This window comes from Cohnella cholangitidis, from assembly GCF_014107495.1.
GTDB classification, from domain to species: domain Bacteria; phylum Bacillota; class Bacilli; order Paenibacillales; family Paenibacillaceae; genus Cohnella; species Cohnella cholangitidis.
The window spans coordinates 2,882,837-2,901,900 of sequence record NZ_CP041969.1 but is presented as its reverse complement, the minus strand read 5'-3'; the positions used below and the strand labels follow the sequence as shown (position 1 = coordinate 2,901,900).

The window sequence follows — 19,064 nt, the reverse complement described above, 5'->3', positions numbered from 1 at the left end:
CTTGGCATGGATAAACAGAGGGATTATTCGCGGATTGTGACCTTGATATACGTACTCGTCATATTGATTACCCTAGCGGTCGTGTTTCTGATCGGATTGCCGTTCTCCCGGACAAGCCATACGTGGATCTCGTTAGGCGCGTTGCTCTTGGCGGAGACCGCGATATACGGTTTGGCGCTTCACTATATTTCGGGCGGGAAGAGAGCAAGCGCGTTGATTCCGGGTTATCTGGCTTATAGCGCGATTGCCGGACTATACCTGGCCGTCGTTATCGTATTCATCATCGTGTTCTCGCTCGCAGCGGATATTTCGACGTTCTCCTATGGTCTCCTGCACTTCATCGCTTTAGCACTGGCGGCGATTATGGCGAGCTTGATCACTCTTTATGTCCGGCATGCGGAACAACGGGACGGCGATCCTTCCGCTTCCTCGCACGATTGGGTACCTGAAGTGCGCGATACTTTATTGCTAATTAAAGCAGAGTTGGATGGCTGGAACGACGAGGCAAGCGGAGCACTGAGAAAAGGAATCGCGGAGTTGGACGAGAAGGTCCGATATAGCGACCCTGTGTCTCATCCATCGCTCTCCGGCACGGAGAAGAACGTTCTGAACCGGATTCGCCTATTGGCGAACGAGATAAGCGAGCTGGCGGCCGCTTCGGAAACGGACGGAGAAGCCGAGAGGCTGAACAAGCAAATTCATGAGCTTACGAATCAAGTAACGGTAAGGAATCAACGGCTCATTCAATTGAAAGGATAAGGAAGGGGTAGCACCTTGACTATAGACAGTCCTAGGATTCATAGCGTTTTCGTTCTGGCAGCAATGTTTATATTTTTCCCAGTCGGGATCGTGTTGTTGATTATTCGGTTTGCGTTACACGCTAAGTACAATCATTTGAGGGCGAAGGATTACATGTTGGTGGGACACTCCTTCTCGACTCTTTTCACCGCGTTTACATGTCTCATGATTCTTGTAACGGCGGATTCTCCTACGATGAATTCATCCGATTTGACGGCGGTTATCATTATCTTCGCCGTTGTTCTCGGGATTCCGGCTATTGTATTCTATGTGCTGGGAGCAAGCAGGAAGAAGAACATGAACAACTTGTATCATCTGTACTATAATATAACGACGGCCCAGGGAGTCGAATCGCTCGACCGTATCTCCGAGTTAACGGGTCAGAGCGTTCGCAACGTAACCCAGGATATCAGCTATATGATCGCTTCCGGTAAAATGTCCGATGCCACGTTGGATGTTGCGAACAGGCTAGTTAAGCTGAGCGGCCGCTCGGGGGCAGGCCATTCCTCATCAGGAAGTCCGTCCATTGCGACGAGAAACCAGATCATCGTGAATGGACCAGCGGGCCCGGCAAGCTCGGTTGCAACGCAACCGATAATATGTACCGGATGCGGTTCAAGTTCCGGCGTCGTCCCAGGCGAGTCCAAGGAATGCGAGTTCTGCGGCAATGTGTTGTTTATTCCGGCATAGGACATGGATTAAGAAGGCAACATTTGTAACCCGCGTAGCGCGATAGAATAGACGCTATTGCGGGTTTTGTGTTTGACCGATTCGGGTAACAGTACATGTCGAATGCCCGGATGTGGTAGGATAGAGGGTAATGGCCAATAAATCGGATCGGCAGCGTTAGGTTTGGGTTTGGGAAGCCAATGGAGTTAGGGATTATAGGATGGAGTGGATCAAGTGACGGATTTTGCGGAATTGGGCGTGTCAGAAGGCCGGGTTGCGATATTGAGAGCGAATGGAATCGTGACTCCGACGCCGGTGCAGGAGGAGACGATTCCGATCGTGAAGGCCGGACATGACGTCATCAGCCAAGCGCAGACGGGTACGGGGAAGACATTGGCGTTCGTGTTGCCGATGCTCGATAAGATCAGAACGGACGTACCGCAAGTGCAAGGGTTGATCGTAACGCCTACGCGGGAGCTGGCGATACAGATAACGGCGGAGATCAAGAAGCTGCTGACGAAGGAAGACGGAATCAAGGTTCTGGCCGTGTACGGGGGACAGGACGTCGAGGCTCAGCTCTATAAGCTGAAAGGCGACATGCATGTGATCGTGGCGACGCCGGGAAGGCTGCTCGATCATTTGCGTCGGGAGACGATTGCGCTGGACGGCGTCAAAATGCTCGTGCTGGACGAAGCGGATCAAATGCTGCACATGGGATTCTTGAAAGAAGTCGAGGAAATTCTGCGCCAGACTCCTTACAAGAAACAATCGATGTTGTTCTCGGCTACGATGCCTGCGTCCATTCGGGAAATGGCGGGCAGAATTCTGCGGAACCCGCAGCATGTTACGGTTAAGAGCGAACGCATAACCGTGAAGGATATTCGCCAATGGGTCGTCGAGACGTCCGATCGGAATAAGCAAGCGACGCTCGTGAACTTGCTGGAGGAGACCCAGCCTTATTTGAGCATCATTTTCTGCCGGACCAAAAGACGAGCGAATACGCTGAACGTCGCCTTGCAGGAAATGGGATATTCGTCGGACGAGCTGCATGGAGATCTATCCCAAGCGAAACGGGAGCAGGTCATGAAACGATTCCGCGACGCGAAATTGCAGTTGCTGGTCGCGACGGACGTCGCGGCGCGCGGATTGGACGTAGAAGGCGTAACCCATGTGTTCAACTACGACGTTCCGCTTGACGTGGAGAGTTATATTCATCGGATCGGCCGGACGGGACGCGCGGGCGAAAAAGGTTTGGCGATCACGTTGATCGCGCCGAAAGATCGCCGTGAGCTTGCGGATATCGAGAACGGGATCCAGATGACGATGGAGCGCAGAAGCGATGAGGGAGCCGCTCTGGGCGGCGGCGGTCTCGAAGGTCCGCGCAGCAGCGGCGGGCTTGGACGCGACGGCGGCGGACGACCGCGCGGAGGAAGCAGCGCGGGCGCGGCGAAAGGCCGGAGCATTAGCGGCAGCAAGGCTCGCGGCGGCGACAAGCGGCGCGGCGCTTCGGTCGCGAAGCCGGGCATGGGCAACCGCTCGAGCACGGGAGAGTGGGTTGACCGCGGACAGAGCCGCGATGCGGTGAAGGCTGGGCGCAGCGGCAGATCTACGGCGAGCGCGGCAGCTCCGGCATCGGACGAGGCGATCGGGTTTACGTTCGGCGAAAGCGGCGGCTCATCCGCCGGCAGAGGAAGATCCGGCGGAGCGGGACGGAAGCCGGCAGGCGCGGGGTTCGGGCGTTCGGCGGGACCGGGACGCGCAGGCGGTTCGGATCGCTCGAGCGGGTTCGGACGTTCCGCGGATGAACGCGGTTCGGGTCGCCCGAGCGCTGGAGGCGGATCGAGCAGACGGAATTCGTCGGAGCGATTGGCGGAGCGTGCAGCCGAGAACGCGAGGTTCGATCGCAACGGCGAGAGCCGAGGCGGGCGATCCGGCGCAGGCGGCTTCAATGCCGGCGGAGCCAAAGGCGGTCGCAAGACCGAAGTACGCGGAGGAAGCGGCTTCGGAGGCGGGCGTCGTCCGGACCGAAGAGCGGCGGCGCCAAAGGCGGTTTCAAAGGTCCGAAAGGACCTTCCGGCGGTGGCGGAGGCGGCCGCGGCGGTCGGGGCTCGTCCCGGGGCAGATAAGACGATAGGAATAAGATCAGCGGTCTCGACTTCTTTTTATAGAAGCTCGAGGCCTTTTTTACGTAGCTCTTATCTTGCCAGCTTAAATTTATCTAAAGATATAAATCTCCTAACAATTCCCTCTATTCCCATGGTATATTATTCGATGTCGAACTTTGTTACTATTTGTAGTTCCATGCGCCTACCAGCGAGGAGCTGCATCCGAACCAAAGTTACTATTCCTAGCGGAGGGACTGCACATTGAAATTCAGTCAAGTATTCGGTAAAAAAGCTTTTGCAGGATTTCTCTCTCTGTGTATCGTGCTGTCGTCGTTCGGAACCGCTGTTGCGGCAACGAACGCAACGGATACAACGCAGAAGTCCATAGCAAGCGATATTAAAGGCCATTGGGCCGAGACGGTCCTGAAATCGTGGGCCGAAAAAGGGTACATTAAAGGTTCTAAGGATGGTTCTCTTAAACCGGATAACAAAACAACAAGAGCGGAATTCGCCAGCTTCGTTAACAGGGCGAACTCTTTCACCGAACAAGCGGAAATTAACTTTAAAGACGTATCTGCGATGGATTGGTTTTACGCAGATGTAGCAAAGGCGAAAGCAGCCGGATACATAAGCGGTTATCAAGACCAAACTTTCAAGCCCAAGAAGACGATTACTCGTCTTGAAACGGCAATCATCATAGCTAAGCTGCAGAAACTAGGCTCTTCGAACAAAGCGGACAAGCTGTCGGATACGGCGGATCTATCGGCTCAGAGCAGATCCGCGATCGGATCGGTTATCGACGCGGGATACATGAGCGCCGGCAACGGGAAATTCCGTCCGCAAGACAGCTTGACGAGGGCGGAAGCGGTGACGGTCATCGATCGCGCGGTCGCGAAGCCGCAATTCGCCAAGACTTACGACAAAGCCGGCGAATACGGCTCCAAAGACGCATCGGAAACGATCAAAGGTTCGGCAACCATTACGGTTCCCGGCGTAACCTTGAACAATATCGTGATCGAAGGCGATTTGGTTCTTGCGGCCGGTATCGGCGAAGGCGATGTTTTCCTTAAGAACGTAACCGTTAAAGGCAAGACGATCATTAACGGCGGCGGTAAGAACAGCATTCACATTACGGATTCCGTGCTTTTAACGGTAATCGTAGATAAGAAAGACGGCAGCATCCGTATCGTTGCGGAAGGCTCGACGACCGTCGAGCAGATCACTCTGCAATCCGGCGCGCGCTTGGAAGAATCCCAATTGACCGGCAGCGGTTTCGGGGATCTCGTGTTGTCTCAGGCGATTCCCGCAAATGCGGAAGTCAGTCTGTCCGGTCGCTTCGAGACGGTTGACGTTATCGCGACGTCGCTGCAAATCAACCTTGAGGAAGGCGCGATCGCCGAGTTGTTAGTCGGTCAATCCGCCGCTAACACGAACTTGAATGTCGGTTCAGGCGCTAACATCGTCGCTTTGATCCTCAACGCTCTGACAAACGTTTCCGGACAAGGGTCGATCGGTACGGCTACGATTAATGCCAACGGTTCGACGATCGCTCAAAGACCGGGTAACGTTGTCGTTGGCAGCGGAGTTAACGCAACCGTTAACGGCCAGACGGCGACGAACACAAGCACAAGCAGCGGAAGCAATAGCGGTTCCCCAGGCACGACCGACCCAGGCACGACCAACCCAGGAACGACCGTATATGGCTTCTCCGGTACGATCATCGATGCGGATGACAGACCAGTCGCAGGCGTGGTAATCAAGTTCCGCAGAGGACTTGGAAACGTAACGGGCGAGGTTGTGGCAACGGCAGAAACGAATGCGCAAGGTAAGTATTCGGTTGCGGTCAGCCCTGGAGTCTATTATGGCGAAGTCGTTAAAGCCGGCTATCTGAAAACTTACGTCGTAGGCGTTTCCTTATCCGCAGGCGGCTACAATACCGGACAGAACGCAACGATCGTAACGATTCCTCAAGCGGAAGAGATTCGTATCGTGCTGAGCTGGGGAGAGAATCCTCGGGATGAAGATTCGCATTTGTTGGGACCAAGCGTGGACGGAAGCACTTTCCACACGTGGTACAGCGATAAAGAGCACACCGTAGACGGCGTGAAGTATGCCGATTTGGACATTGACGACGTTGAAAGCTACGGTCCCGAAACGACAACGATCCGCCAACGCGTTAACGGGGATTATCAGTTCTACGTTCACCATTTTTCGGGAATCAGCACTCTCCGTAAATCAGGCGCCAAAGTCGAGGTATACGTTGGATCGGCTACGACGCCAACGAAGTCCTACGTCATTCCGACAGGCGAAGGCGCCGAGATCTATTGGGACGTGTTCCAAATGAACATCGACGGCGCGAACGTTACGTTCACCGATCGGAACGTCATGACGAATACCGCTCCGACGATTACGAATACCAATATCAGCAGACAGCCATTGGCTGATGAAGTAACGTACGAGAACAATTACGGCGCGAACGACGTATTGACGGTTACAAACCTTTCCGTAACCGATGTCGTGTATTACTACAAAGCTGACGGGACTTCCTATTTCACGGTTCCCGTTACTCCGGGCAGCGACGGAATCATCATCTCCGAAGAGGATTTCGGCGTCAACGGAAGCACGATTAAGGTAGCGGTTAAGAGCGTCGGCAAAGCACTAAGCTCGCGGCTGTCCGTTCCGATCGTGTCCGAGGCGGCGTATGCGGCCGCCCAAGCAAATAAATTCGTTGACTTCACGATCCCGGGAGAAACATCGGTTAGCGATTCCGTGTATCTGAATACGGATGACGGAGTATTAGGATCGATGACGGATTTCCGGATCACTAACCTGCAATCCGTCACGGTGACGGGTGCCACGTATTTGGAAATCGACGGCGCGTCCAATAACCAATGGCTGAAGCTCGTCGCTTACAATACGTCGGGATCATCCCTGGAGTACGAAGCAACGATCGAAGTTACGGTAGGGGGACACAACCCTCAAACGAAAATCGTTACGATCACGGTTCCTACGGTAGAAGCAGCTCTTCAAGATGCGGTTTATTATGCCGAGGGATATCTCCATCCCGTTCCGGGTACGGCTCTATCCGGCCAGATCCAGGCCGCGAGAACCGTACTTAATAACCCGGGGGCGACCAATCAAGATTATATTGATGCGCTGACTGCGTTAAGCCAAGCTATTAAAGCCGCAACACCGCAAGGATAAACGAATAGTATACGAAAAAGACTCCCCTTCGAGGGAGTCTTTTCTATGCGAGTACCGGATTAGGAATGCGGAGGGATGCTCTTGAACCCCGCGGCAGCAGACGGGCCGTGATTGAAGATTCGCGTCAAGATGATTCCGAGTTCCGCGGGAGTTTGATTCATGCCCGTCTGCATCCAATGCAGCACGATCCCAAGATTGGCGGAAGAGATATAGGCGATCAAATAATCCATTGGCACAAGAAGCCCTTCGCTGTTGGGCCTATGATAACTCATTCTGCTGAATATGTGGTTAGTCATCAATTCCTTATACTGGTTCATGTAGGCAGGGTCCCCTTTGGGACCGAACATGACTTGGAAAAAATGGGCGTTACGCGTGAACTCTTCGAATATTTCAATCATTTTCGGATAAGGTTCGTCTCTGCGGGCACATTCGGCATATTCCATAATGTCCAATTGGCGGACTCGGCTTCCGATCATTTCAAATGCCTCTTCTTTTAATTGCTCAAGCATATCCGCGACATCCCGATAATGCAGGTAGAACGTTCCACGGTTAATATCTGCCCGGTTCGTAATATCCGTAACCGTAACGCTTTCCGCGCCTTTTTCCTTAACGAGTTCCATTAGCGCGTCGTATAGCAGCTGTTTCGTCCGGGCTTTGCGGCGATCTATTTTGTCCGACACGGGGTCATCTCCTAAGATGCAAATGAGTAAATAATAAACAATAGGTGGTTAAACTGACGATTACTGAACAGAAACGGCCTAATCTGAGTATTGAATTCCCGCTTGTTCTCTAATTATAATGAACACTGTGATCATTAATCAACATTTCGTTTATTAAAAGATAAAGAGAAGGTGGAGAGAGTGGCTATATTTAAACAAAAATTGTTGTGGATCGGGATTGTCATCGTAATGGTCGTATTAATCGTGTTCGGTGCGGCGATGATGGGGTCCGTGCTGGGCACGAAGCCGAAGGAGCTGCCCGTGGCGCTTGTCGTGCTCGACCAGCCGGCGGAATTGCCGACGGGCGGAGCTCTGGCGGTCGGAGAGATGGTTCGGGAGAAGCTGACGGCGAACACGCAGCTTCCGTTCGCTTGGGACATCGTCGAATCCGAGGAGGAAGCACGGGCAGGGCTGGATAAGCATGAATACTATGGCGCCTTAGTTATCCCTGCGGATCTAAGCAGCGGACTGCTGTCGCTTGCGACGCCGGCGCCGAAGCCGGCCACCGTGCGGATCATCGCGAACGACGGGATGAACGCGCAAGCGGCTACGGTCGTGAAGCAAGTGCTGGGGCAGGCGATGAAGGGGGTCAGCTTGGAGCTGTCTAAGCAATTAATGGGGCAGATCGGACAGCAGACAGGCGGGCAAATTCCCGTGGCTACGGTGGAAGCGTTGCTCTCGCCGATCGCGGTTCACGAAGAGAGCCTTCATACGGTAGGCGAGAACAATGCGAGCGGCAATGCGCCGGGACTGCTTACCCAGATCATGTGGATAGGAAGCTTAGTGACCGCCATGATCTTGTTCTTGACGAACCAGAAGACGTTAGCGGCAGGCGCTCGCAGATGGACGGTTATTTCGACTCAGACCGTAGCCGGGCTGGCGATCGTAGGCGTTGCATCGGGATTCTTAGTGTGGATGGCTTCCTCGTGGTATGGAATGGAGCTTGCGCAGGCTGGTGAAACGTGGTTGTACCTGTGGTTAGGGGGAGCGGTATTTTTCCTGCTGCAGTCGGCGTTGCTGAACTGGATCGGATTTCCGGCCATGGCGATCTTGGTGCTGTTGATGTTCTTCTCGATGCCGGTACTGAATATGGCTCCCGAATTCTTGTCGCAGACGACGCAGGACTGGATCTATTCCTGGACGCCTCTTCGTTTCGTCGCGGGGGGATTGCGCGAGGTCATGTATTTCGGCGGGCTTGACTCGGTCAGCACGAATGCGACCGTATTATGGATTATCGGGGGAGCTTTCCTAGTCGTTCTGCTCGCTTCAAGCGTAAAGAAAGCCAAAGCGAAACCGACGGCGCAAGCGCTAGCGGCATAGGAACTAGATAAGTACCCGGGTCATTCTCTTCGGAGGGTGGCCCGGGTTTTTGATTACGGGACGCATATGGTACGATAAGGTTAACCTGATACATAGCTCAGAGAGGATAGATCGTATGGCAGGCAACGGTAAAATACGCAGCGACGTCAAGCCGGGACTTGAAGTCGACATCGTATTGAAGCAAGACCAGCGGACGGGTAAATTGACCCGCGGCATCGTGAAAGATTTGTTAACCAATTCCGCTCAGCATCCGCATGGGATCAAGGTTAGATTGCAGGACGGCCAAGTCGGGCGCGTTCAGAATATCGTCGGCGGCGGCAATGGTTAGGCTACCGCCCCGGAAGAAGGCAACTGACCATCTCGTCCAAGTGTTTTTCCAGAGTCACCGGGTTGTAGCTCGCCCACCGATCTTTAACGACGTAGCTCCTTCCCTTGCGAACCGCCGGGAGGCTTTTCCACGCCGGGTGCTCCAGCACTTGCCGTCCTTTCAGAGCATCGGATCCTGAATCGGCCAGCGCGATAAAGACGCGATCTCCAGCGTATTCGGATATGGCTTCCAGCTGAATCGGTTTCCATTTGGCGTTTTTGTTCCCGTCGATCAGCGCCTGGATGTTTGCCGGCGGCTCGAAGCCGATCCCTTGGTACAACGTGTGACCGAAATGATGTCCCCCGTATACGTAAAGCCCGTCCGCGTGGTAGATAAATGCGGATGCGGTCTCTCCATGTCCAATGCTGTCCCGAAGTTTATTTCTTGTTTGCTCCGCTTTATTTTTGTATCGCTCAATCCACTCGGAAGCTTCTTTCGTTCTGCCAAGCATGACCCCCAGCTCTTGAAGCCGGGTGTAGACGTCCGAATCCCAGTCGACCTCTACGGCGGTAGCAATTCGGGAGAGCTCTTGGACTAATCGGGACGGAATGAAGCTAGGATACAGGATCAGGTCCGGCTTCAACTCGAACAGTTGCTGCACGTCCAACGGCTCGTCGATTCCCCTAATGTCGCTCAATGCCTCCGGGAAAGCGTGCAGCATGGCTTGGTTCGTCCCTACCGGACGAATGCCCAAAGCAAGCAGCTCGCCTAAATATTGAATCGAGAATATCCGAGGCGAGAGGCCGCGGCCATGGGCGAACTGCGTGGGAGACATCCCCGTCGTTTGCTTGAACCGGCGGCTGAAGTAATATTCGTCGCGAAAACCGACCCTGCCGGCAATTTCGTTCACCTTCGCGGAGGAGGAAGTTAGCAGGTTTTTGGCTTGTTCAATGCGGAGCGAGTTCAGGTAGTGGTTCGGGGTTTGGCCCGTTAAGGTTTTGAACAGGCTCCCGTATTGCCAACGGCTCATGTTCGCTTCCTGCGCCAACCGTCCTACCTCGATGTCTTCGTGGAACGAGCGATGAAGGTAAGCGATCGTTCTCTCGACGGCTTGTCTCGGATCTTCAGGTCCTTCCCGCTGGAGGGGCAACCGTCTCAGCACCTCGTATAGCAACGTTTGAAAACGAATATGGTTGTGGAACGAGCCGAGAGGGTCGTTCTCTCCGCTGTCGCGCAAAATCTCGTGAACCCGATCTTCAAGTTGGGGGAACGGTTCATAGGCGAGCTCTCTATTCGTATTGAATACTCCGGCTTCGTCTTGGATGACGGAATAGGAAATGCGGTAGTATCGCAATGGCGCAGGGGTATCCTTATGGATATTCAATGTCTTGTTCGGCTCTAGAAGGAAGCACTTGCCCCGAGAGGCGAGATAACGGCTGCCGTCCATGTCCATAGCTCCGCAGCCTTCCGTGAAGATCAGCAGCGTATGGGCATCCATAGCGAGAGAGTTCCCGCCGGCGGGATCTCCGATGCTGATTTGCTCGATCCCCATCAATCGGACGAGTGGAGGAGAGAGCAAGAGCGTGCTATTCTCATTTTCTAGCTGCGGCATTTGAACGGCCTCCATTGAGAATCATTATCAATATACTCCCATTATAGGACAACGGCGGCGAAAAAAGAAGCCTGCAACGGGCAATCCGTCGTTGAGGCTTCTTGATATTACGTTATTCGTTAAGCAAATTAGCCATTTCGTCGAGCAGCCAATCCAGCGTCAGAGGATCGTTCATTGCCCATCTCTTGTCGACGACGTAGGCTTTGCCGTTCTTAACGGCAGGGAGGGTTTTCCATACCGGTCCGTTAATGATCTCTTCAACGGCTTTCTTGGATTCATCGGTGTCGTCGGATGAGACTAAGAAGAGGCGATCTCCGGCGTAATCGGCAAGCATCTCCATCGAGATCGTCTTCCATAAGGAATTCGGTTCGCTAGAGAACAATTCCGCTACTTTCGGCGGTATGGCGAAACCGAAAGCATCGTACATGGTCGGTCCAAGGCGTTGCTTGTTATAGACGTACAGCTGTTTGTCCGTCGCGTACATGATGAACGCGGATGCCGTCTCGCCTTCCTCTATGCGCGACTGTACGAGGGCGCGTTTCTCGGTCGCCTTGGTCTCGTAGGCTTGGATCCACTGTTCGGCTTTTTCCGGTTGGCCCGCAATGTCCGCTAGCGCGCGAAGACGAGTAAAGACGTCCGCGCTGTAGCTGACCGCGATGGTCGGAGCGATCTTGGACAACGCCTCGATATCCTTCTCTTCGATGAAGTCGGGAATGACGATCAAGTCCGGGCTAAGAGACAACGTCTTCTCTAAGTTAGGCGCGAGACCTTCGCCGCCGATATCTTCCACGCCTTGCAGCTGCGACTCCGCGAGAGCCAGCTTGGCGTTCAAGTAATTGGTTCCGACCATAGGTACGTCAAGAGCGGTTACTTCGGCGGCGTAATAGTGAGCGATCATTCGCTGCGGCTGGGACGGGATGTCCACCGTTCTTCCTAAGGCATCCGTATAGGAGCGAACGGAGGTGGACTCGGCAGGCGTCTCGGACGTTGCGGCCGAAGCGGAAGCGGATTCCGTAGGCGAGGCCGATTGAGTCGCGACAGGTGAAGCTTGCGAGTCGTCGTTGTTGGCTCCGCAGGCGGAGAGCAGGAAGATGGACAGCGCAATCGTTAGGGACGCTGAGGCTGATTTTTTCAATAATGGGGTAAACATATAAATCTCTCCTCTATATGATAATGATTCTCAATTAGGTCGATATTCATCTTACTATTCCCGGGTTCGGCGTTCAATGGACTTTTGCGTGGAAAAGCATAGACATATTTTGCGAAGCGTTTGGGAGGCTTGGGGGAGTCTTGCGCTTGTGATACGATAGGGTCAACGAACAAGAGAGCGGGGATGGAGAAGAGTGCAGATTCAGGTCGTATGCGTAGGGAAGCTGAAGGAGAAATATTGGACGGGCGCTATCGAGGAATACGCCAAACGGTTAGGCGCGTATGCGCGTCTCGACATACGCGAATTACCGGACGAGAAAACGCCGGACTCAATGAGTCCGGCGGAGGAAGAGCAAGTGCGCGTCCGCGAAGGGGAGCGCATCTTAGCGGCGTTGAAGCCGGACGCTCATATCGTCGCGCTCGCCATCGACGGCGAGACTTGGACGAGCGAGCAGCTCGCCTCGCACTTGGACAAGCAAGCCGTCTACGGCGGCGGAGCAGTGTCCTTCGTCATCGGCGGCTCGCTCGGGCTGTCGCCGGCGGTCATGTCTCGCGCCGACAAGAAGCTGAGCTTCGGGCGGATGACCTACCCTCACCAATTGATGCGGGTTCTTTTGCTGGAGCAGGTTTATCGGGCTTTTAAGATTAATCGGGGGGAACCGTACCATAAGTAGGGCGAAATTTTAAATAGGGGGAGTTGTCTAGAAGGTGGACCGCTCAATAACCCCGGCTTACTCATAACCGATGAAAGGGGCACCCATAAAGGTGTCCCTTAAAGCGATATTCCCGGCAGAAGCCCCCTCAATGATGTCACGGATTATGCTCGCGGCAACGGCATCCGGCATTTCGAATAGAAGCTCGCCTTCTAAGCCACGTTCTTCTGAAACTCAGCCGTGAAGAACACTCCCGTCAAGAAACTCACGGCTATAGATGTCGGAAATTCTGTCCAGCACATGCTGCGCATGTTCTGTAAATTTCAAGTCCGCAACCCGATCTTTCAACAAAAACACGCCGGTCTCCTTGCGGTTTTTGCCGAGGGCTCCCTCAAATAATAGGTTGGCGCCATGGGTAGGCGGAGAGGAAAACAACTTCATAAAGAGTTCAAACCATGCGGTCAGTCCGGAGTCTTTTCCTTTTCTTAGCGTGTTGTTAATTCCCGGGTCGACGCTGCGGATCTTGATGCCTTCCTTGGCAAGTTGTGGTGCGACGGCTTGGGTCCACAACGAAAGAGCCAGCTTTGAAGTCGCATAAGGGCCATACATTTTGCGGAAGGTTTTGGGATGCTCTAAGTTTTCGATCGAAAATTCCTTCGTAAATCTAAACACCTGCGATGAAGTGTTAATCACCGTTTTTAAGCTGCCGTTTGTCAACAGCTCCTTCAATTCCATCAGAATAATATAAGGAACTACCGTCAACAATTCATAATGCTTTTCGCGACCTTGTTTCGAATAGCTCAGTTCACTTAAGCCGCCTCCGGCGTTGTTGAACAAAATATCGATCTGCTGTTCCTTGACTTTGATTTCTTCCAAAGAGCGTTTCAAGCTGCCATAATCGGTGAGATCCGACACTTTATAGGCTCGAAGCCATCCGTTCTTGAGGGCATTGCGAATGAGCATATCGTCCGCCGGAAAATCGGAACGGTTCAAAGTAACGACCTGCCAGTTTTGCGATAGCAACTTCCGGGCTAATGCCAACCCGATCCCCTGGCTTGCGCCTGTAATCAGTGCGATATGTTCTCGTGGATTCGTATTCAATGGATGTCCTCCCTCATATTACTTCCAAGAAAAAGGGGGTTCAGATCTGGGAGCCGCCTCCGTCGACAGGGAACTCAGCCCCTGTGGTATAGGTGGCGTCGAATGCTAAGAATGCTACGACTTTGGCGACCTCGACTGGATCGCCCAAACGCAACATCGGGATCTGCTGTGTCATCTGCGCCTTTGTCTGTTCGGCAGCTTCTTTCGGCATGGCCTTCTCTATGATTCCTGTATCAATGACGCCAGGACTGACTGCGTTGACGCGAATATTTCGAGGCAATAACTCGCGTGCCAGACTTCGAGTCATGGAGCGTAGCGCCGCTTTACTAGCTGCATACGCACTGAGCATGGGGAGACCCACTACGTTCACGATTGAAGTGGTAAGGACTACCCCGCTTCCTGTGCTCAGGAGTGGAGCGAGTTTTTGTACGGTGAAGTACGACCCTTTGGCGTTGATTGTAAAAATCTCGTCGTACGTTTCTTCAGTCGTTGACTCGAAAGGGACAAAGCCGGTGACACCTGCGTTAACGAACAGGGCATCTATCGTTCCAAATTCAACCTTCACTCGATCGGCCAACGCGGCGATATCCTTCAATGAAGAGGCATCGCTTAGGAACGAGGTTGAGTTGCTGCCGAGTTGTTCACGAGCCGCGTCAAGCGTCGCCTGAGTACGTCCGGTAATCAGCACGTGTGCTCCTTCATCCACTAGCAGCTTCGCTGTCGCGAGGCCGATTCCACTGCTGCCTCCCGTGATTACGACTTTCTTACCGGAGAATTTGCCCTTGCTGGATAGTTCCATTTGAATCGTCCTCCCTTTGTATAATCCGCAATCGGATGATTAGGTACAGGAACGATTATACAACATGGACTTTACCAAGTAAACTAGATTAACTAAATTAGTTAATCTAATTCATTTAATTATTAGTGTAAATAAAAAGGCGGTAAATTTGTTATAATGCATTTGATACGTATCACTGAGAGGGGCATTTATTCGTGAGAAAAGCCGTGAGTGTGGAGAAATATATAGAAAAAATAAAACCCGTTATTAGAAGAACAAAATTCAGCCAACTGAAAGTCGACGATCTCGCAAAATATATGGATATCAGCAAAGTGACGCTATATAAGTATTTTGCCTCCAAAGATGACATCATCGAACAGGTTGTAGAATATTACATGGATTACTCGAAGAAAGCTGATGCCGCGGCCAATGATGATTCCGTCTCTTTTTTGGATCGGTTTCAAATTACGTTTTTACAATCTTTGATGTGTGCCGTGTATATCTCTGATTTGTTCTTGCAGGATCTGAAGGAATTTTATCCGCACCATTTTGAGAATCTGTCAGTTGCCCTGCAAAATCGGAATAAAAACTTACAAACCTTTTTTGAATCCGGAATGGAGCAACGGATTTTCAATAGATTGAATGCCGTATTGTTTATGGTTCAAGATGACGCTGTGCTGCGGCGCTTTATCGAGCCATCATTTTCGATTCAGTATGATATCACCTTGAAACAAGCCATTATGGATTACTACCGCATGAAGCAGTATGAATTGCTAAAACCCGAATACCTGAAGATGATCGATGACTCCAATATGGAGGGGAAAATCGTTCATATTTTGCAAACCATCTCATAAGTGAGTCGCCTGCGCATGTCAGGACGAAATCGACCTAAACGTAAAACATGGCAGAAGAACAAATAGCCCCTACAGCGGTTTAACCGCGATTGGGGCTGATGAAGTTCTTCCTGTAAGTTAAATAAAACCGCCATTAACACGGATTGTTTGTCCCGTCATCCACTGCGATTCTTCGCTCGCAAGAAAGAGGATCACGCCTGCAATGTCCTCGGTTTCCCCGAGTCGTCCGAATGCGTTCATGTTGGCAAGCCCTTGGATTTGTTCTGGTGTTTTGCCTACCGTAAAAAGTTCGGTATTAATAGGGCCAGGTGCTACGGCATTAATCGTGATGTTGCTCTTTCCAAGCTCCTTAGCCAATTGACGCGTGAATTGTTCGACGGCTCCCTTAGAGCCAGCGTACAGACTATAGGCCGGGAACATCTGACCCGTCACCGAAGTGGAGAAGTTGATGATGCGGCCGTTGGGATTTAGATGCTTGGCGGCAAGCTGGCATGAAAAGTAGGTTCCTTTGACATTTATCGCGAATAGCTGGTCGTAATCCGCTTCCGTAACATCGCCAATAGGTTTGGTAATGACAATTCCTGCGTTATTGACAACAATATCAAGCTTTCCGAACGTTTTAAGGGTTTCTTGATAGAGTCTCTCTAGCTCGCTTAAGCGACTGATATCAGCCTGAATCGCCGTCGCTTCTCCGCCGTTTCTTTTGATGTCTTGTACGACCTCTACCGCCTGCTCCGAACGGTTGGCATAATTGATGACCACCTTCGCGCCATGACGTGCTAAATTTTCGGCTATCGTCTTACCGATTCCTCTGGACGCTCCGGTGATTAAGGCCACTTTACCGGCAATCTTCTTATCCATTGCTGCGATCTCCTTTTCTGAGGCGTTAAGCAATCGGGTAATCCATAACGACGATCCCTTCAACAAATGGGCCAATGGATTGCAATAAATTTTGATGCAGGGAGTGCTGATTATAATCCCGGCAAGCCTGCTGATTCTCAAATGTAACTCGAATGCCCAACGTATAACCCTGCTTATGCTCTACTTCTTCCGTAATGTTAATTCCGGCGCTTATATCGATACTACCCGGAATCTCATCTTTAAAGGCAAGCACACTCCTCACTACATCTTCTTGTTGGTCAGTAGAAAAATTGGAATTGAGCTTCAACAGTACAATATGCTCGAACATCTGTTTTCCCTCCAAGGTTCCTGATTATAGTGAGCTCTGCAGTTGCTTCAATCGGGATTGTTCCTTCATCCATTTCACAAAATTGTCGGCTACGAGATCAAGGTACTGTATCGTAGGTTCGTCCGTCAGTTCGCCCTTTTCATTGATCTTTTCATGAACCAGGCCGATGTACGCTTCATTTCCAGGCAAAAGCGGCGAGGAGATACCGGAAGAGAACAGAATGTCTCGCAGATGACCCTGCGCTTTGACAGATCCCAACAATCCCATGGAAGATCCCACGATCCACGAGGGCTTCCCGATCATCACTCGGTCGACGCGGGATAACCAGTCAATTGCATTCGCCATGACGCCGGGAATGGTTGAATTATACTCCGGAGTGACCCATAACACCGCGTCGGCAGCAGCGACCCTCGCCTTAAAATTGATAACCGGCTGCGGCGGAGTCGCCTCGATATCCTGATCGTAAAAAGGAAGATCCCGAATGTTCAACACATCCAACTGAAAAAGATGCTGATAACGGTTCTGAATATAACGGGCTAACTTCAAGTTGTACGAATCTTTACGAATGCTCCCGACAATTGCAGCTACTTTCATTTTCATCACCTCAATGAGTATTTGCTATTCTCCCTAAGGAGGACATAGACTAGTGTATATGGGCCTAAAGAGGCTAGGAAGAGATCTGGTTATCGTAGGATTGGGAATCCTACGTTCATGAATGGGCAGGAGGCATGGAGATCATGGGATTGGACCGTTATGAGGAATTGTCCCGTTTTTTGCGTTCACGTCGAGAACGAATAACCCCAAGCCAAGCAGGATTGCCGGAATCCGGACGCAGACGCACACCCGGACTTCGTCGTAGTGAGGTGGCTCTGCTGGCAGATGTAGGATTGGATTGGTACACCTACTTGGAACAAGGGCGGCATATCAACGTATCCGCCGAGGTTCTTGATCGAATAGCAGAAGTGCTTCGGTTAGATGAATCGGAACGCAGGCATTTATACCATCTTGCCCGTAAGCAATTTCCCTTGATCGATACGAAGCAACCCTCTAAGGTAACTCCGGAACTTCAACGTTTTTTGGATAGCCAAAATTTGTCCCCTTCAAATGTCATGGATGCGCGTATGAACATCATTGCCTGGAATGAAGCCTACTGCGCATTGAATGGGGACCTCGCGGTGATGTCGGATAGGGAACGAAATTTTGTCTGGATGACGTTTACTTCTCCCCGTTTCCGCTATGTTAAGGGAGATCAATGGGAATTGCATGCGCGACGGATCGCCGCTCATTTCCATGCCGGGTATGCGCGTCAGGGCGACGACCCTTGGTGGTCCGAGCAGTTCGAGGCGCTGTCTCAGGCTAGCGGAAAGTTTCGGGAATTTTGGGACTCCCATGAGGTTCTCGATGCCATTGATGCTCCCAAGACGCTGCATTGTCCGAATCTCGGGATATTGAATTTTGACCTTGTGTCGTTTCAGTATTCGAACGATTCGAATCTGACCATTTCCATCCATGTTCCCCAACAAGACGGCACAGATGAGAAGATGCAGCGGCTGTTGATCGAATATCGGAGCCTGCATTCAGAGCCGCTTGAATCTTCTCAAAGAGTTTAGTATGGAGGCAATCAGAACTTTTTTAGACATGAATCAAGGCACCCAAGCGGGTGCCTTTTGATTTCGCTCTATAAGTGATACGGAGAACCTTATCATAAGTGACGGCGAATACCGAAGACTGTATAACGTCAACGAGCAAACGAGGATACGAGCTCAATAAAAAGATTTGAAGGCAGCCGTTTTTTTGATCGGCTGCCTTTTTAACATTAGAGAAAGTACATCATGATCCGCAGGAAATCTGAAGATCGAGAATGATCAACTCCGTTTATCGAAAGAGGCCGCCGTAAAGCACAAATCGATCGAGCTGTCCCCCAACAGGGTGACCCAAGACCAACGTCTTAGTCACCCTCGCAAGTTATGAATTGCTTTCTTGCAGCGTCTCCATCATCGCATAAAAATATTTAGGGTCGCCTGAAGCGAAGTAGTTATACCAAGACTCTAATGTCTTTTCCGCAAACAGGTCCAGTAGCGCAATAACCTCGCGCGCTAATTCTAGTGCGCCGGCTGAACCGGTTGTGATCAGATTGCCATCGGCCACGATTTTCTCGTCTTTATATCGAGCAGCGCCTTTGTACGAGGAACTAAATAAGTTCAAATACTCTAGACTATTGCTCGTATGCTGACGATCATCCAGCAACCCTGCATCCGCAAGCGCAAGTGTGGCTCCGCATATGGCTGCAACATTGCCGTCGGCGTTCAGCAGTTGTTTTGCTTTTTCGATGATTGGCCCATTCACGGGATCTTTCCAATTATCGGCACCCGGCAAAAGCAAAATCGCCGATGTTTTATGCGTGATCTCATCTACTGTCAGATCGGGTACGATTGTCAATCCGCCCTTCGTCGTGATAGGAAGGTTGGAAGCCCCGACGGTTCGTACGGGAATACGACTTCCTCGATTTTTGAAATATTGACCGGAGTTGAGCTCCGCAGTCACAAAGCCAAGCTCCCAATCTGCCATCGTATCCAGTACATAAACATAAGCGTATTTCATAAGTT

The 19,064-nt window shown here is 51.7% G+C and carries 18 protein-coding genes; 9 read left to right on the top strand and 9 right to left on the bottom strand.

Going from position 1 to position 19,064, the window contains the following annotated elements:
- Positions 1-6 precede the first annotated feature (6 nt).
- The 4 genes from FPL14_RS13705 (at position 7) to FPL14_RS13690 (ending at position 6,776) form a co-directional block, all read left to right on the top strand.
- Positions 7-759: a hypothetical protein gene (locus FPL14_RS13705; RefSeq protein ID WP_182303523.1), complete on the top strand. Its 753-nt coding sequence runs from the start codon at positions 7-9 to the stop codon at positions 757-759.
- A 234-nt stretch (positions 760-993) separates the two neighbouring features.
- Positions 994-1,488 (top strand): hypothetical protein, encoded by a 495-nt coding sequence (locus FPL14_RS13700; RefSeq protein ID WP_182303522.1) that lies wholly within the window; start codon positions 994-996, stop codon positions 1,486-1,488.
- Positions 1,489-1,701: 213 nt separating this feature from the next.
- Positions 1,702-3,837, top strand: a complete 2,136-nt coding sequence (locus FPL14_RS13695) for a DEAD/DEAH box helicase (protein WP_220471240.1) — start codon at positions 1,702-1,704, stop codon at positions 3,835-3,837.
- Complete coding sequence (locus tag FPL14_RS13690; RefSeq protein ID WP_182303521.1) at positions 3,834-6,776, top strand: S-layer homology domain-containing protein; 2,943 nt, start codon at positions 3,834-3,836, stop codon at positions 6,774-6,776. The genes FPL14_RS13695 and FPL14_RS13690 overlap by 4 nt, the downstream gene beginning before the upstream one ends.
- 59 nt (positions 6,777-6,835) lie before the next feature.
- Here FPL14_RS13690 and FPL14_RS13685 read toward each other — a convergent pair whose 3' ends face one another.
- The gene (locus tag FPL14_RS13685; protein WP_182303520.1) at positions 6,836-7,456 is read right to left on the bottom strand and encodes a TetR/AcrR family transcriptional regulator; all 621 of its coding nucleotides are present in this window, start codon (positions 7,454-7,456) and stop codon (positions 6,836-6,838) included.
- A 180-nt stretch (positions 7,457-7,636) separates the two neighbouring features.
- Here FPL14_RS13685 and FPL14_RS13680 point away from each other — a divergent pair, with 180 nt between their 5' ends.
- Entirely contained in the window at positions 7,637-8,815 is a 1,179-nt protein-coding gene (locus FPL14_RS13680; RefSeq protein ID WP_182303519.1) for a YhgE/Pip domain-containing protein, read from the top strand.
- Between the two features lie 115 nt (positions 8,816-8,930).
- Positions 8,931-9,143 (top strand): YwbE family protein, encoded by a 213-nt coding sequence (locus tag FPL14_RS13675; protein ID WP_182303518.1) that lies wholly within the window; start codon positions 8,931-8,933, stop codon positions 9,141-9,143.
- 1 nt (position 9,144) lies between these two features.
- On the opposite strand, the gene FPL14_RS13670 is transcribed toward FPL14_RS13675, so the two are convergent.
- Together FPL14_RS13670 and FPL14_RS13665 are read right to left on the bottom strand one after the other, a co-directional pair.
- On the bottom strand, positions 9,145-10,734 hold the full coding sequence (locus FPL14_RS13670; RefSeq protein WP_182303517.1) for an AraC family transcriptional regulator: 1,590 nt from the start codon (positions 10,732-10,734) through the stop codon (positions 9,145-9,147).
- A 112-nt stretch (positions 10,735-10,846) separates the two neighbouring features.
- Positions 10,847-11,884, bottom strand: a complete 1,038-nt coding sequence (locus tag FPL14_RS13665) for an ABC transporter substrate-binding protein (RefSeq protein ID WP_182303516.1) — start codon at positions 11,882-11,884, stop codon at positions 10,847-10,849.
- A gap of 193 nt (positions 11,885-12,077) precedes the next feature.
- Between FPL14_RS13665 and rlmH the strand changes: the two genes are divergently transcribed.
- A complete protein-coding gene (gene rlmH / locus FPL14_RS13660; RefSeq protein WP_182303515.1) occupies positions 12,078-12,557 on the top strand; it encodes a 23S rRNA (pseudouridine(1915)-N(3))-methyltransferase RlmH in 480 nt (159 codons plus the stop codon).
- Positions 12,558-12,770: 213 nt separating this feature from the next.
- On the opposite strand, the gene FPL14_RS13655 is transcribed toward rlmH, so the two are convergent.
- A complete protein-coding gene (locus tag FPL14_RS13655) occupies positions 12,771-13,637 on the bottom strand; it encodes an SDR family NAD(P)-dependent oxidoreductase (protein ID WP_182303514.1) in 867 nt (288 codons plus the stop codon).
- A 40-nt stretch (positions 13,638-13,677) separates the two neighbouring features.
- On the bottom strand, positions 13,678-14,436 hold the full coding sequence (locus tag FPL14_RS13650) for an SDR family oxidoreductase (RefSeq protein WP_182303513.1): 759 nt from the start codon (positions 14,434-14,436) through the stop codon (positions 13,678-13,680).
- A gap of 194 nt (positions 14,437-14,630) precedes the next feature.
- Between FPL14_RS13650 and FPL14_RS13645 the strand changes: the two genes are divergently transcribed.
- Positions 14,631-15,269 (top strand): TetR/AcrR family transcriptional regulator, encoded by a 639-nt coding sequence (locus FPL14_RS13645; protein ID WP_182303512.1) that lies wholly within the window; start codon positions 14,631-14,633, stop codon positions 15,267-15,269.
- A gap of 117 nt (positions 15,270-15,386) precedes the next feature.
- Here FPL14_RS13645 and FPL14_RS13640 read toward each other — a convergent pair whose 3' ends face one another.
- Genes FPL14_RS13640 through FPL14_RS13630 form a run of 3 tightly spaced genes read right to left on the bottom strand, consistent with a single transcriptional unit; the run spans position 15,387 to position 17,052 of the window.
- Positions 15,387-16,130, bottom strand: a complete 744-nt coding sequence (locus FPL14_RS13640) for an SDR family oxidoreductase (RefSeq protein WP_182303511.1) — start codon at positions 16,128-16,130, stop codon at positions 15,387-15,389.
- Positions 16,131-16,155: 25 nt separating this feature from the next.
- Positions 16,156-16,458: a Dabb family protein gene (locus tag FPL14_RS13635; RefSeq protein ID WP_182303510.1), complete on the bottom strand. Its 303-nt coding sequence runs from the start codon at positions 16,456-16,458 to the stop codon at positions 16,156-16,158.
- Between the two features lie 24 nt (positions 16,459-16,482).
- Positions 16,483-17,052, bottom strand: coding sequence for an NADPH-dependent FMN reductase (locus FPL14_RS13630; protein ID WP_182303509.1), 570 nt, complete (start codon positions 17,050-17,052; stop codon positions 16,483-16,485).
- A gap of 143 nt (positions 17,053-17,195) precedes the next feature.
- On the opposite strand from FPL14_RS13630, the gene FPL14_RS13625 reads away from it, so the two are divergent.
- Positions 17,196-18,068 (top strand): helix-turn-helix transcriptional regulator, encoded by an 873-nt coding sequence (locus FPL14_RS13625; protein ID WP_182303508.1) that lies wholly within the window; start codon positions 17,196-17,198, stop codon positions 18,066-18,068.
- Between the two features lie 355 nt (positions 18,069-18,423).
- Here FPL14_RS13625 and FPL14_RS13620 read toward each other — a convergent pair whose 3' ends face one another.
- On the bottom strand, positions 18,424-19,059 hold the full coding sequence (locus FPL14_RS13620; RefSeq protein ID WP_182303507.1) for a DJ-1/PfpI family protein: 636 nt from the start codon (positions 19,057-19,059) through the stop codon (positions 18,424-18,426).
- Between the last annotated feature and the right edge of the window lie 5 nt (positions 19,060-19,064).